Annotated in this window: 9 protein-coding genes; 8 read left to right on the forward strand and 1 reads right to left on the reverse strand. The window is 52.5% G+C overall.

The genetic code is table 11. The features are described from left to right. Window positions 1-3: 3 nt before the first annotated feature. Entirely contained in the window at window positions 4-5,181 is a 5,178-nt protein-coding gene (locus tag TH63_RS03920) for a gliding motility-associated C-terminal domain-containing protein (RefSeq protein WP_048919791.1), read from the reverse strand. 1,417 nt (window positions 5,182-6,598) lie between these two features. Here TH63_RS03920 and TH63_RS03925 point away from each other — a divergent pair. The 8 genes from TH63_RS03925 to TH63_RS03960 all read left to right on the forward strand — a co-directional run bounded on the left by TH63_RS03925 (window position 6,599) and on the right by TH63_RS03960 (window position 13,714). Further along, a complete protein-coding gene (locus TH63_RS03925) occupies window positions 6,599-7,231 on the forward strand; it encodes a hypothetical protein (protein WP_048919792.1) in 633 nt (210 codons plus the stop codon). A 165-nt stretch (window positions 7,232-7,396) separates the two neighbouring features. Then, window positions 7,397-7,663, forward strand: coding sequence for a hypothetical protein (locus tag TH63_RS03930; protein ID WP_048919793.1), 267 nt, complete (start codon window positions 7,397-7,399; stop codon window positions 7,661-7,663). A gap of 145 nt (window positions 7,664-7,808) precedes the next feature. Further along, entirely contained in the window at window positions 7,809-8,798 is a 990-nt protein-coding gene (locus tag TH63_RS03935) for a hypothetical protein (RefSeq protein ID WP_156180353.1), read from the forward strand. A gap of 212 nt (window positions 8,799-9,010) precedes the next feature. Further along, the gene (locus TH63_RS03940; RefSeq protein ID WP_048919795.1) at window positions 9,011-9,433 is read left to right on the forward strand and encodes a putative periplasmic lipoprotein; all 423 of its coding nucleotides are present in this window, start codon (window positions 9,011-9,013) and stop codon (window positions 9,431-9,433) included. Then, window positions 9,430-10,077 (forward strand): SCO family protein, encoded by a 648-nt coding sequence (locus TH63_RS03945; protein WP_048919796.1) that lies wholly within the window; start codon window positions 9,430-9,432, stop codon window positions 10,075-10,077. Before TH63_RS03940 ends, TH63_RS03945 begins: the two co-directional genes overlap by 4 nt. 4 nt (window positions 10,078-10,081) lie before the next feature. Then, on the forward strand, window positions 10,082-10,483 hold the full coding sequence (locus TH63_RS03950) for a c-type cytochrome (RefSeq protein ID WP_053093732.1): 402 nt from the start codon (window positions 10,082-10,084) through the stop codon (window positions 10,481-10,483). Window positions 10,484-10,865: 382 nt separating this feature from the next. After that, window positions 10,866-11,969, forward strand: coding sequence for a PA0069 family radical SAM protein (locus TH63_RS03955; protein WP_082161545.1), 1,104 nt, complete (start codon window positions 10,866-10,868; stop codon window positions 11,967-11,969). Between the two features lie 611 nt (window positions 11,970-12,580). After that, entirely contained in the window at window positions 12,581-13,714 is a 1,134-nt protein-coding gene (locus TH63_RS03960) for an endonuclease/exonuclease/phosphatase family protein (RefSeq protein ID WP_197088632.1), read from the forward strand. Window positions 13,715-13,760: the final 46 nt, after the last annotated feature.

The raw sequence follows: 13,760 nt of genomic DNA on the forward strand, positions 1-13,760 counted from the left end.
GGCTTACTTAATAATAGTGACGTTTCCGGTAAGGGGACTCTCTTTGTCATCCAGGCGGATGAGGTAATAGTAGGTAGCGGCCGGAAGCGGCTGCCCGTTCAGGCGGCCATCCCATGGCTTATCATATCCTCTGGATTCAAATACCTTGTTCCCCCAGCGGTTGAAAATCTCCACCTGGCTGTTAGGGTAGTTGTTGAGCCCAGGAAGGTCCCACGCATCATTGATACGGTCGCCGTTAGGCGTAAAGCCGTTGGGCACCTCCACCGGAGGCAGCACGGTAATAGTCACCTGGTCTGAAGAAGTACAGCCGTCTGGCGTAGTCACGGTAACGGTGTAGGTGGTAGTGACAGTGGGTTTGGCCACTGGGTTGGCGATCTTGTCATCACTCAGGCCCAGGCTTGGTGACCAAGCGTAAGAGATGCCACCTTTGGCTTCCAGTTCCACAAAACGTCTGGTGATAATGGTCACATCTGGGCCGGCGTTGGCCGTTGGGGCCGGAATGTTGGCTTTTACCGCCACCATCTCGCTGGCGCAGTTCTGCACCACAGACCGCACGTAATACGTAGTGGTTTCCTTGAGCACCGGTGTGGTAAACTGCTGGCCAGAGCCTAATAATTTTCCGCCCATGGGCTTGTCAAACCATTCAATTACCGTGGGAACTGTGCCGTTCGGGATCGCCTGCAGGGTAGCGCTGAAGCCGGCGCAGATGAAGGCCTCCTTCACGGTAGGTGGTTGCGGTACTGTTACGGTTACCTGTACCACGTTGCTTTCGGCAATGGCGCACCCTCCAGAAAGCACTTTTCTCCGGAACCAGGTGGTGCGCGTAAGCGGACCCGGCGCGTAATGCTGCTCAGTGGTATTGCCAAAGGCCGTCCCAAACCCTGAAGCGGGCCCGGAGGTGCTGCTTTCCCACACATAGGTGAAGGAGCCATTTCCACCTTCAGGTGTGGTGCCGGTCAGGCGGGCAGGGGCCGTATTCAGGCAGACCGTCTGGTTGGTAGAGATGCTGTTCTGCGTGATGGCCGTAAATACCGTCACCTTGATCACGTTAGACTCCAGGGTAATGGTACCAGAGCTCACTTTCCTCCTGAACCAGGTGGTTTGGGTAAGTGGACCAGACATATAGTCTCTGGTAGCAGGGTTGCCGCTGGCAGTTACAAAATCAGAGGTAGCGCCGGTGGTACTCATTTCCCAGACATAATGGAAGGTGCCGTCTCCGCCTACCGGCTCTGAACCCACCAATAATTTAGGGGCGTTACCGGTGCAGATGCTCTGGTCTTCGGTGATAGTGTTCTGCGAAAGCCCTGCGTTCACAGTCACCTTCACCTCATTGCTGAGAACATCACACCCGCCGGAGGTTACCTTGCGCCGGAACCAAGTGGTTTGACTAATGGCGCCTGAGGCGAAGGTTTTACCCGTAGCCCCGGAAATGGTGCTATACGAAACCCCATCCAGGCTGCTTTCCCACTGGTACTGGTAGTTTCCAGCTCCGCCGGTAGGCGTGGTGCCCGTAAAGGCGGCCGGCTTGTTATTGATGAAGATGACCTGGTTGTCCTGGATGAAGTTGTTGATGATAGAGGAGCTTACCGTCACCTTCACGGCCGCACTGGTCTGCGCCAAACAGGTGCCTGATTTTACTACCCTTCTATACCAGGTGGTTTGGTATAGGATGCCCGGGGTGTAGTCCTGCTCCTGATTGGCTCCGGCCGCTGCGTAGTAGGCAATGCCATCGGTGCTACTCTGCCACTGGTAGGTATAAGAGTTGGTGCCGCCGGTAGGTAACGCACCCGTAATGGTTCCGGCATTGGTGCCAGCGCAGATTTCCTGCACGCCAGACAAAACGTTATTGGCAACGGGAGGCTGTACCGTCACCTGTACCGCGGTACGCGGACCGGCGCAACCTCCGGCTACGGCCTGTACATAGAAAGTAGTGGTCTGGGTAAGGGCCGGTGTGGTAAAAGCAGGTCCAGAGAATAAGGCAGTTCCGCCGGAAGGGGCCGCAAACCAGGCATAAGATAGGTCATTAGCCGGATTTTTTACTTCCAGTATGGCTTTTTCTGAATGGCACACCGTAGCGGCAATACCTTCTGGCGCCGATGGAAGCGCTGTCACGGTTACTTTTACTTCGGCTCTTCCTGGAGACACGCAACCATTGGTGGTCACCGCCTGGGCGTAATAGGAAACGTTATTCTGCAGGGTGGCCGTGGTAAAGGTATTGCCTTCCGCTAACAGGTTGCCGCCGGTGGGGGCGTCAAACCACTGCACTTTGTACGTGGTAGAAGACGCGGTGGCCGTTAAGGTAGCCGTGCCTCCCTGGCAGATGGCTACGCTTCTGGCAATAGGCGGCGATGGCAAAGGAAGAACGGTGATCTTCACCGCTGAGCTGGTCAACTGGCAATCACCGGAGTACGTGACCCTGCGGAACCAGGTAGTTGCCGGCAGAATGCCCGGGGCATATGTGGCATTTTCAAAAGCACCTGATGCGGTGGTAAAGCCCGCCGTGGCGCTGGTGATACTTTTCTCCCACTTATAGGTATAGGTGCCGTTTCCGCCGGTGGCGGCGGGGGCGTTAATAACCGGGGCCGTTGACTCATCGCACACCAATATGTCAGCGGGCATGGTCACCGGTTTAAGGGCCGGCGTCATTTCCATTTTTACCGGGGCGGTAAAGTCCACGCAAGCGCCCATGGTCACCTTGCGGCGGAACCAGGTAGTCTGCGTAAGGGCCGCTGGGGCGTAGTTCTGGTTGGTGTTGGTGCCTACCGCAGCGCTGAATCTGTTGCCGTCCAGGCTGCTTTCCCAGGAGTATTGAGGCACGCCGTTTCCGCCGGTAGGGCGATAGCCGGTAATTACTGCCGGTACAGATCCTTCGCACACCACCTGGGCTTCTGAGGTGAAGTTGTTGGCGATAGGTGGCTGTACAGTCACGGTTACCTCCGTCCGGATCTTAGCGCAGTTGCCCGGGGCTTTGCTTTGCACAAAATAGGTAGCGTTCACAAAAAGGGCAGGCGTCACAAAGGTATCTCCGGTAAAGACAGGGGAGCCGCCGGTAGCGCTGGTGAACCACTCATAAGGTCCGCCCGGGGCGGTAGCAGTTAAGGTGGCAGAAGACCCGCTGCAAATAGTGACATTGGCCACGGTAGGCGGGAAAGAGATAGCGTACACAGAAACCAACACCGCAGGCGAGGTTTGGGTACAGCCGTCAATGGTCACCTTACGGCGGAACCAGGTGTTGGCGGTGATAGGGCCGGTCTGATAGGAGGAAACGTTGGATGAACCGGTAACCAGGCTAAAGCCCTGGGTGTCGCTGGTCGTGCTGGCCTCCCAGGCATATACCGGCTGCCCACCGTTTCCGCCGCCTGGCAAAGAGCCAGAGATAGTGGTGGTGGTACCGTAGCAAATATTGTCTGCCGGGCCCTGCACGGTATTGTTGCTGATGCCGGGCACTACAGAAATCTTAACGGGTTCAGATACGCTGGTACAGCTACCAGAAGTGACTACCCGTCTAAACCAGGTGCTTTGGGTAAGGGTACCCGGGGCGTAATCAGCGGCAGTGCTGGTGCCGGGGGCTTTGGTGAACACTGTACCGTTGGTGCTGCTTTCCCATTGGTAGGCATAGGTGCCAGAACCACCAGACAGGGCTTCCCCGGTCAGGGAGGCAGCTGCCTCTCCTAGGCAGAAGGTTTGGTCCGTGCTGATGCTGTTCCCGGTCAGGGTAGGCTGCACTGTCACCTTCACCGCGTTGCGGCTTGCAGAAAAACAGCCTTCCGGAGAAAGGGTAGCGGTATAATAGGTAGTGGTAGCGTTGAGGGCCGGCGTAATAAATGTAGGGCCGGTGGCCAGGAAGTCTTTTTCGTCTCCGGTGGCAGTAGCATACCAATAAACGGTGCCGCCGGTGGCACTTGCTTTCAAGGTGGCCGGGCTGCCGAAGCAGGTAGTCATATCAGCCGCCGTTGGTGCGCTTGGCAAGGGCGTGACCGTTACCTGTACCGGGGTTCGCGTTTGGCTGGTGCAGCCGCCGCTCCTGGCAGACTCTACATAATAAGTAGTGGTGGTTGTTAAGACGGGGGTAGTAAAAGTGGCGCCCGTAGCCAGTGGTGTGGTGGCGCCAGCCGAAGCAAACCAGTTAAAGACAGACCCTTCGCCAGTGGCTTTTAAGGTGGCGGTAGTGCCGGCGCAGATAGCGGCGCCTGCTGCAGCGGGGGCAGAAGGGGCGTCACGGACCACTATGGATTGGTTGGTGGAGTCTCCGGTACAGGTAGTGCTTGTGCCAGATGGGGTAACTGCTAACTGGATGGTGTACGTACCCTTGTTCTGGAAGAGGATGGAAGGCTTAGCTGAAGAAGCATTGGTGCCATTGGTAAAGGCCCAGCCGGTGCTGGGTGAAATAGTCCATAAACGCTTATAGCCACTGGTGTTTCCGCCTACGTTGTTGCCGTTGTATCCGCTCTTGGTGTCATCATTCAGGGTAATGGTCTGGTTAGGGCAAAGCGTGTTGCCCGGCTGAATGCTGAAAGAGGCAATGGGTTTAGAGGAAATCACAATCCCGCTTACCTCTGCCTGCTTGGAGATACAGCCGTAAGCAATGGCAAACATGGTAAAGCCCTTGGGCTTCCCTTCAGAAGACTTGGTAAAGTTATGGACAATGGTAGACGGGAGGTTGCTCTGCGTGTAATGGAGCGTATCTGTGCCGTCATCAAACCAGATGGCGTATTTGGTGGTAGCGGCGTTCCCTTCGGTGCCCAAAATCCCAAACTTGAAGGCCGCAGGGGCGCAGTCTGAGGTGTTATTGGGGCTCTGGATACCAATACCTGGGGTGCTGCCATTAAATACCGGGTAGGTGCTACTGGCGGTACAACCGTTCTGGCTGACAACAGTGTACTTTAAGTTGAAACTGCCTTGGGTCTTATAAGTGTGCGAAGCCGTAGTGAATGAGGCAGGATAGGTGTTGGAGGTGCCGTCTCCCCATTCAATAATAGCTTCTTTGTTCTTAGAGGAAGTGGTAGAGGCGTTCACTACTTCCAGATTGTACTCCACCGAACCACCTACCGAACTACATCTGGTGAAGTTTTCTTCGTTAGCATCAGATAAAGAGGCGTCCGGCTTATCCGGGCAGGTTTGGGCGAAAGTGTAAAGACTCCAGAAAAACAGGAGGGTGAAAAAAGAGAAGAACTTTTTCATAGGCGCTAGTGTGCCGGCAGGTAAAATAGGAATTTACACGAATCAATAAGGAATAGGGAGGATGCTTGAGCTGTTATAGCAGAAAAAGATCTGCCACAGAAGCAAAAGGCAATAGTAAGCTAAACCGCTAGGGGTGAGGTTTGTCCAATCACAGGGGAAGTACAAAATACGTCTGCTAAGGAGCAGTCAGAAAGTGCTTTTATGTGATGGTGAGCCGGAGAGGCAAATGTATATATTCTAGATTCTTCCTGAAAGTAATTTTTTTCCATATATTTATTTAGAGTGGATCTGGTAATTGATTTATATCTTTATAACCTCTGTTAGAGGCTCTGATTTAGAAGTATAAATATTTATGTTTCAAGCGCGTTTCGTGGTCAGTAACAACGTGAATCGTAACTTAAGTTCAATAATTTCGTAAAAATTATGTTTTTAAATTTTATACATTTTTTATAACTATTCTTATTTTTAATATGAGTGGTGTCTTAATTAAAAGAGATAGGAGGCGCAGAACTGTTAATGTTTGCTTTTTTCTTACCCCTTTAGAGGGAAAATCGTAAAATAAAGTACAACTAAGGAGATGAAAAGAAGCGGTAGCTTGGGCAGAAAAGGACTCTATTGATTATTCAACGGGTAAAAAGAGTAGTTGGCAGTTAAATTTGGGGTGTTCACCTAAAAGGTAGAGTGGAAAAGAAATTACCTATTACCTTTGACAAAGTAAAAACAGCAGAAAATGTCTGCTGAGAAAGATATTGAAAACATAAAGGAGCGGCGAGGCACTTCTGCTTGCAGGAGCGTCAAAGGTTCTGATGCTTATTGGGGGATATGCTACAGACACTAATGACATTTTGCCTCGCTTGCCCCTCCTTTTTCAGCCTCTTTTCCTGCCCAGGGAAAGAGGCTTTTTTGTGTCTGTATAGGAAGGCATGGGCCAGGCGTGGCCAGTTTGGTTTGTGGAGTTGGATACGCCAATTTGGTTCATCCGGAAAAACGGCCTATTGGTCGAGCGATTTGGGCGGTTTACCTAAAAATTCTTTTAGTCTTGCAGGAAGCTGTTACCTTTGACACAGTTAAAACAACAAAGAAAGTTTGCTGCTAAAGATATAAAGGAGCGGTGGGGCACTTCTGCTTGCAGAAGCGTTACAAGTTTTGATGCTTATTGGGGGATATGCTACAAACGCTTTTAACATTGCCTCGCTTGCCCTTCTTTTCAACCTCTTTTTCCTGACCAGGAAGAAGAGGTTTTCTTTTTTAGGGCAGCCCGGCCCCTAACGGTTTGGTTCTATTAGCACCTCCTTTTGAAAATTCTTTCCTTGTCACTGGCCCTCTTCCTACAGGAAAGCCACCGGAGAGCGTGTAAGGGCAAATTTGCCATTCATTTTGCGTACCTTTGGTAAAACCCTAATACACTAGAGATTTCATGAACCAGCATATGACCGAAAATGAGCGCGAAGTAATCAAGCTCATTAATTTCTTCAAGAAAAAGGGAGAGCGGCTGGCCGAGGAAGGTTCCCTGACCCAGGAGCACCAGGACCTGAATGCGGCCTGTGAACGCCTGACCGAGAAAATCTACAACCACGCCGATTTCCGGCAACAGGTGCTGGAAAAGCACGAGACCCTGAAAGGCATCATTGAAGACAGCGCCCAGTGCCCTAGCTGTGGCAAGGTAGATAAGCTTAAGAAAGTAGGCGTGGCCACCAATGAGCTGGGCTGGAAATCTAACCGCTATAAATGCCGTCGCTGTAATATTGAGTTCACCTGGAACCGACCCAACAACCCCTGGGACATGATCCCGTTCCTGGAGATTTGCCTGCAGGAACTGGACACCAACCTCGGCTCTGCCGAAATGGAAGGAGACTTGAGGGAACGCGCCCAGGGCGCCCGCGACCACATGTCCGTGAGCCTGGAGCAATTACGGGCCGCCATCGCTTCTGCCGACGAGGAGAAGGCGCGTATGGAGGAGCAGGACCGTGAGATGTCCCGCATGCTGCATGAGTTCAAGAAATATCTGCTAATAGAGAAAATCAAACTGGAGCCCTTCAGCGAAAACTAAGAAAACCCGTTTTGCGGAAAAGAAGAATCCCGTTTTGGGGCCGTTTTGCTAAAAACGGCTCCAAAACGGGATTCTTTATAAATTGGTAACAAACAAAATTTAGTAAGGCCGTACATAGGTGAAAAGTAGCTACAAAAGCCGCTGATCACGTTACAAAATAAAGCCATGCCCATAGAAAACGACAACATCACCAACTCAGACGAAAGCAAACGCCTGCCAGACAGTAACCCCTCCCCGTATGAAGGTCAGCAGACTGAGGACGAGGAAGTAGGGAAACCGGACATGGGCGGAAGCTCGCTCCAGGCCAAGGAAGAAGATTACCTGGACACTGAGCCCGAAGGATCTAAAATAGAAGGCAATGTGGCCGCCAAGGAAGAGGAAGACACCTCCAAGCTAGATGGCAGTAACGCCAACAACCTGCGTACCAAGTAATTAGTGCTGAAGAGTTTGAATCCCCTTCGGTTTTTGGCTTGTTTTGGAGAAAACAGGCCAAAAACCGAAGGGGATTTCTTGCGTTAAAGATAAGCGCCCTGGGCATGTAAACGTGCTCACAGTCACACTCTAACAATTTAACGCTATGAATAGAAATCAGGATTTAAATGACTTAGAACGCCAGAATTGGGAAAGGATGCAGCGCCGTGATGATGACCAGTTCCGGGGCTCTTACCGCCAGGACCTTGACCGCGGCGACAAATATGACCAGTTGAACCGCCGCAATAACTTTAATGACCGTGACATTAGCCAGGACTACCGGAGCGCGCAGTTCCAGGGGACAACTGAAGACCTGCGCCGGGAGAACACCGGGCAATTGCCCCGTGACTACGGCCGGGACCCCAACCGCCGCGGTGAGCGCCTGGATAACTTTAACCCCCATGAGGATAATAACGGCCTGGAAGGGGCCACCCGTAACTTCGGTAACATGGGCAGCTACGGCGGAGCGCAAGGCTGGGGTACTTCCCGCGGCGGCTCCCACCAGGGCGCTTCCCCCGGAAACCAATGGGCCAGCGGCCATGGCCGAGACGAGGGGCGCCCGGTGAACCGCCAGATCTACGGCGCCTACCGTGACCGCAACAGCTTCGCGCTAGGTGAACGGGAGCAGTATGACGGAACCAGCCGTTACGGTACCCAGGGCGCAGACACCTCCAGGGGAATAGAGCCTTCAGAGTGGACCGGCCCTAGAGGAGGCGTTCGGGGCACAGCTGGTTCTGCCAGAAGGCAAGATGACAGCCGGTATGAGATCTATGATGATGCTGAGTCTAACTACAGCCGGGGCGAATACGGTAACCAGATGGGAGGCGGCGCCTATATGGGCAGCGGCTATGACCGCCGCACCCACGGGGAGTACGGGCCAATGCTGGATTACAACCAGGCCCCCCGCGAGCGTTACAACCAGGAGGGCGAAGGCATGCGTACCGAAAACTACGGAAACATGGCCGGTACCCTCAGCTACGGCATTGACTGGGACTACCGGTCGGCGGAAGGCCGAAACCGGTTGTATGACCCCATGAGCGGCCACATAAGAAGGCATGACTCCCAGCCTCCCTCACGAGAGGATTTCAACTGGTGAGAAGCATCTTAAAACAGGAAAGGCTGCCCAAAAGGCAGCCTTTCCTGTTTTAAGATGCAGCCTTTGCGTTTTGGGCCTGTTTTTAGGAAAACAGGCCCAAAACGCAAAGGCTTCCGCTACGGGAAGAGGTGGATATATAATCTCCTTAAAACCCGTGCGTTCTAAGGTTGTGCGTTCTACCTTTGCGCTTGTTGTGAATAATTGACCTGTCTATGAAAAATCCTTGGGTTTTATGGCTGTGCCTGCTTGTGATGGCAGCGTGCGCTCCATCGCCGCAGAAAAAGGTAGAGGTGTTGCAGCAGGAAGTGTTGGCCTTGCATGACTCGGCCATGGCCAAAATGGGAGCCTTGTACACGGGGCGCAAAGAACTTACCTTCCTCAAAGACTCAGTCATCACCAAAGATACCTCTGCCCAGCAACAGTTGGCCCGGCAGATCAATGCCCTGGTACAGGCCGATGAGCACATGATGCAGTGGATGCGGGCTTACCGCATCCCCGAAGGCAAGAAACCCGAAGAGGCCCTTACATACCTGCAGGCAGAGAAAACCAAGATAGAACAGGTGCGCCAGGAAATTGAGAAGACCCTGCGGACCTCAGATTCACTGGCCGCGCATTACAGAACCCCAAAACCATGAGAAACACCCTTTTATCTTTTAGTCTAGGGATAACCCTGTTAGGCGCCTGTACCTCTCCCCCCGAAAATAAGTCCTTGCCTATTCTGGGACCTAGGGAGCCTAAAGTGACCATGGTGGACGGTACCCCTAAGGTAGATACCGTGTACCACACCATTCCAGATTTCGCCTTGCTGGACCAGGATAGCCAGATGGTGACCCAGAAAACGGTGGCCAACAAGATTTACGTGGCAGATTTCTTTTTTACGTCCTGTCCCTCTATTTGCCCCAAAATGAAAAGCCAGATGCTGCGGGTGTATGAAAAATACAAAGATAACCCCCGGGTGGCACTGCTTTCCCATTCCATAGACCCCACCCATGACACCGTGGCGGTGCTGCGCGATTACGCAGACCGCTTAGGCGTGAAGAGTAGTACCTGGCATTTCTTGACGGGCAACCGTGACACCATTCTGGATCTGGCCCAGAAGCACTACTTCACCAGCGCCATGGTAGACAAGGCTATGCCGGGTGGGTTTGAGCACAGCGGGGCCTTTCTTTTGGTAGACGAGCAACGCCGCCTGCGCGGTCATTATGACGGCACCAATGCCCAGGACGTAGACAAACTCCTGAAGGATATGGAGGTGCTGCTTTCTGAAAAGAAAAAATAACGCTATGCGGTTTCCTGTCATCAAGGTCTTGGGTTGTATTATGATGGGATTGCTGCTCGCCGGCTGTTTTACAGAGCGGGGCCAGGAAGGCGAATTGCTGTACGGTCGCCATTGCAGTAGCTGTCACCTGGAAAACGGGGAAGGGCTGCGGGGCGTGATTCCGCCCCTGGTCAACTCAGACTATTCAGAGAAGAACCGGGATATTCTGGCTTGCCTGATCAGGCAGGGAATTAAAGGCCCTATCACGGTAAACGGAAAGACCTACAACCAGGCCATGCCCGGTAACCAGAAACTCACAGAGGCAGACCTGACCAATATCATAAACTACCTGTCAAAAGAATTCAAATCACCCAAGGAGAGGGTCTCTTTTGGGGAAATACGGGAACAGGTGAAGGCTTGCCCATAGACTCTTTTCTCAAAACCACATCCTCCTTTGCTTGCTTTAAACCAGCAAACCTGCCAAACGTATTTGGTGGGTCTGCTGGTTTTTTTGCTTAGCCTTTGTTTGATTCTGGTCACCGCTATTCTGGCTAGTGCACATGCGTTTTACTTTTGGGATTGTGCTTTTCTAAGGTTGGCGGTGGTGTTAGATTTTACAGAAATAAACCGAGATGGAGTTCCGGGCTGCTAGAAGCCTTCGGTCTTAAAGTTGGGGATTTCTCATGGGAGGGATGTTATGCCAGGGATGCTATTGGTTTTAAGAAACCACCAAAAGTTGTCGTAGGAAAACAAAAGCTAAAAATATTGGTAATTCTTGTATTTTAGAAGAATAGCTAATAATTTTAGCTATGGAAAACGGACCAGAGAAATCGGGTAAAAGCAGCAAGCCTTTCCAGAATGCCAGCCTTACCAAGGGCCGGGGAGCGCAATACAATCCTGCCAACCCTTACTTGAAACAGGAGTATGTACTGGAGCATATAGAGGGGCTGGACGAGCCTTGGGAGCAGCAGGCGGCTACCCAGTTCTTTCAGGAAAAACCTAAAACCATAGTGAATGAGGTGAACTCCCCAGACCTGGGTCTCATGTATTCCATGAACCCTTACCAGGGGTGTGAGCACGGCTGCGTGTACTGTTATGCGCGCAACACCCATGCCTATTGGGGCTTGGGGGCGGGGCTGGACTTTGAGCAGAAGATCATCATAAAAGAGAACGCAGCCCAGGTGTTAAAGCAACAACTGGAGAACCCCCAGTGGGTGGTAAGGCCTATTATGCTGGCCGGTAACACAGACTGCTACCAACCCATTGAGGCCAAAAAGAAGATCACCAGGCAGTTGCTGGAAGTACTGCTGCAGTACCGGCACCCGGTAAGCATGATCACTAAGAATTCCCTTATCCTCCGGGACCTTGACCTGATCCAGGAACTGAGCAAACACCAGCTGGTGCACGTGAATATTTCCATCACTACTCTGGACGAGGCGCTTCGGTTAAAGCTGGAGCCGCGCACCGCCACGGGTGCCAAAAGACTGGCCGTGGTGAAGGCGCTGTCTGAGGCAGGCGTCCCGGTGAACGTAATGGTGACCCCGGTTATTCCGGGGTTGAACGACCATGAGGTGCCCGCTATTCTGGAGGCATCGGCGGCGGCCGGGGCCTTGTCTGCAGCCTATACCATTGTGCGGTTGAACGGGGCCGTGGGCGAAACCTTTGAAGACTGGATTCATAAAGCCTACCCAGACCGGGCCAACAAAGTGCTCAACCAGATCAAATCCTGCCACGGCGGAACGCTTAATGATAGCCAGTTTGGACGGCGCATGGCAGGGGAGGGGAAGTGGGCGGAGACCATCAAGGCCCTGTTCAAGATTTCCCTTCGGCGCCATTTCCAGGGCAGGACCATGCCGGCCTATAACCTGTCTGCCTTTTCGCCGCGGGCGGGTAAACAGCTCTCCATGTTCTAGTAATTGCCTCTTTCTGCTTCTTTGATAAAAAGGCGGCTTTAAAGGTTGCCTTAGAGGGAGACAGCCGCGAAGGCTGTTTGAACTGCTTAAAGAAATACTAGAAATAGAAAGAAGTAACTGCTTGATGGAATGGATTGGTGATGCGAAGGGGTGACAGCTTGTCAGGTGGGATAAGGGCGGATTAGCCCCTGTAAGGAAGGGAACTGGTTAAGCAGGAAGGAAGGCTGTCAGGGGGAAGCGTGATTAGGGTTTGCCTAGGAGGCAATGGAAGATTTAGGGAATGCTGCCAGAAAGGATTCTATAAACCGAAGCCAGCCAGAAAGCGGTGTTCCACGGGTAAAGAAAGGTTGAAGGTGATAGGGTATAAGCTGTTTTGGGTCAACTGTATATAGGTGTTTATCTATATAATTGGTTGAGCAGAGGGATGGGCCCTTAAGCGAGGAAAGGAATCTGGGGAGGAGTTCTGGTTGTACGGGAGATGCGGGCAAGGGTTTTAGAAGAGGATAGCCTTGGTAAAAACATAGAAGGCTCTTTCTGGGTAGAACCTTTCTAAAACAGGTGTGGTCTTCGTATCTTTAGGCATGGGGAAGGCCATCTTATCTACAAGCGCTGTGGCTGGGAAGAAAGTAAAGCGAAGCTTCTTGTTTAAACTGATTGTGGTTCTGAACATAGGAGCCGCGGTCTTGTTTGTGCTTTCCCATGTGGCTTCCTATATCAACCCTGCGGTCCTCTGGGTGGGTAGCCTGGTGGCGCTCACCTTTCCGGTGTTGCTGCTCCTGAACTTGCTGTTCATTCTCTACTGGCTCCTGGTCAAAAGCCGGGCGGTGTTCATTTCCTTGTTTGCCTTGTTGGTGGGGTTCAATAATCTGCAGGCCCAGATCCAGCTTAACCTCTTCCCCTCTGAGGTGCCAACCAACGCCCAGCAACTGCGGGTGCTCAGTTTCAACGCCCGGCTTTTTGACCTATATGCCTGGACCGGCAACCCGCGCACCCGAGACAAGATCTTTAAGATGGTGCAGGATGAGAGCCCCGATATCATCTGCTTCCAGGAGTTCTATACTTCTTCCCGGTCCGGCCGGAATAACCTGGATACGCTCCTCCGTTTGCAGAAAGCCACCAACCAGCACGTGGCCTATACAGAGACCCTCCGGAAGACAGACCATTGGGGAATCGCCACCTTCAGCTCGTTCCCGGTGGTTAGGCGGGGCAACATCCTGTTCAATGAGAAAACCAACAACCTCTGTATTTTCACCGACCTTAAAATCGGCCCGGACACGGTGCGGGTTTACAACGTGCACTTCCAGTCTAATCGGTTCAAGCGGGAGGACTACGAGTTCTTGGGAAACCCCAACGCCAAGCCTTCTAACGATGAGAAACTGATGGCCTCTCGCAACATCATCCGGCGCCTGCAGGTGGGGGCCACCAAGCGGGCGTACCAGGTGAAAGTGGTGGCAGACCATATTGAAAACTCACCGTACCCGGTCATTGTCTGCGGCGACTTCAATGACCCGCCGGCCTCCTTTACGTATAATAAAATTAGCAAAGGGCTGAAGGATGCGTTTGTGGAAAGCGGCTGGGGACTAGGCAATACCTTTAACGGACTCTTCTCCATCTTGCGCATTGACTACCTCCTGCATGACGCCAGAATGGTAGGCACAGGGTACCGCACCATCCGGCAGAACCTTTCAGACCACTACCCTATTGTGAGTGACCTTTGGCTGAAAAAGGTCGAGCCAGTCAAGTAAGTAATTGTATTTTGCGGAGTTGCTGGTTTGGGCCCGTTTTAAGAAA

Source organism: Rufibacter radiotolerans (genome assembly GCF_001078055.1).
Taxonomy (GTDB): domain Bacteria; phylum Bacteroidota; class Bacteroidia; order Cytophagales; family Hymenobacteraceae; genus Nibribacter; species Nibribacter radiotolerans.

What these genes read in the sequence shown, in the direction of transcription:
- TH63_RS03920 (WP_048919791.1), bottom strand. Translation starts at nt 5,181, where the DNA reads ATGAAAAAGTTCTTCTCTTTTTTCACCCTCCTGTTTTTCTGGAGTCTT.
- TH63_RS03925 (WP_048919792.1), top strand. Translation starts at nt 6,599, where the DNA reads ATGAACCAGCATATGACCGAAAATGAGCGCGAAGTAATCAAGCTCATT.
- TH63_RS03930 (WP_048919793.1), top strand. Translation starts at nt 7,397, where the DNA reads ATGCCCATAGAAAACGACAACATCACCAACTCAGACGAAAGCAAACGC.
- TH63_RS03935 (WP_156180353.1), top strand. Translation starts at nt 7,809, where the DNA reads ATGAATAGAAATCAGGATTTAAATGACTTAGAACGCCAGAATTGGGAA.
- TH63_RS03940 (WP_048919795.1), top strand. Translation starts at nt 9,011, where the DNA reads ATGAAAAATCCTTGGGTTTTATGGCTGTGCCTGCTTGTGATGGCAGCG.
- TH63_RS03945 (WP_048919796.1), top strand. Translation starts at nt 9,430, where the DNA reads ATGAGAAACACCCTTTTATCTTTTAGTCTAGGGATAACCCTGTTAGGC.
- TH63_RS03950 (WP_053093732.1), top strand. Translation starts at nt 10,082, where the DNA reads ATGCGGTTTCCTGTCATCAAGGTCTTGGGTTGTATTATGATGGGATTG.
- TH63_RS03955 (WP_082161545.1), top strand. Translation starts at nt 10,866, where the DNA reads ATGGAAAACGGACCAGAGAAATCGGGTAAAAGCAGCAAGCCTTTCCAG.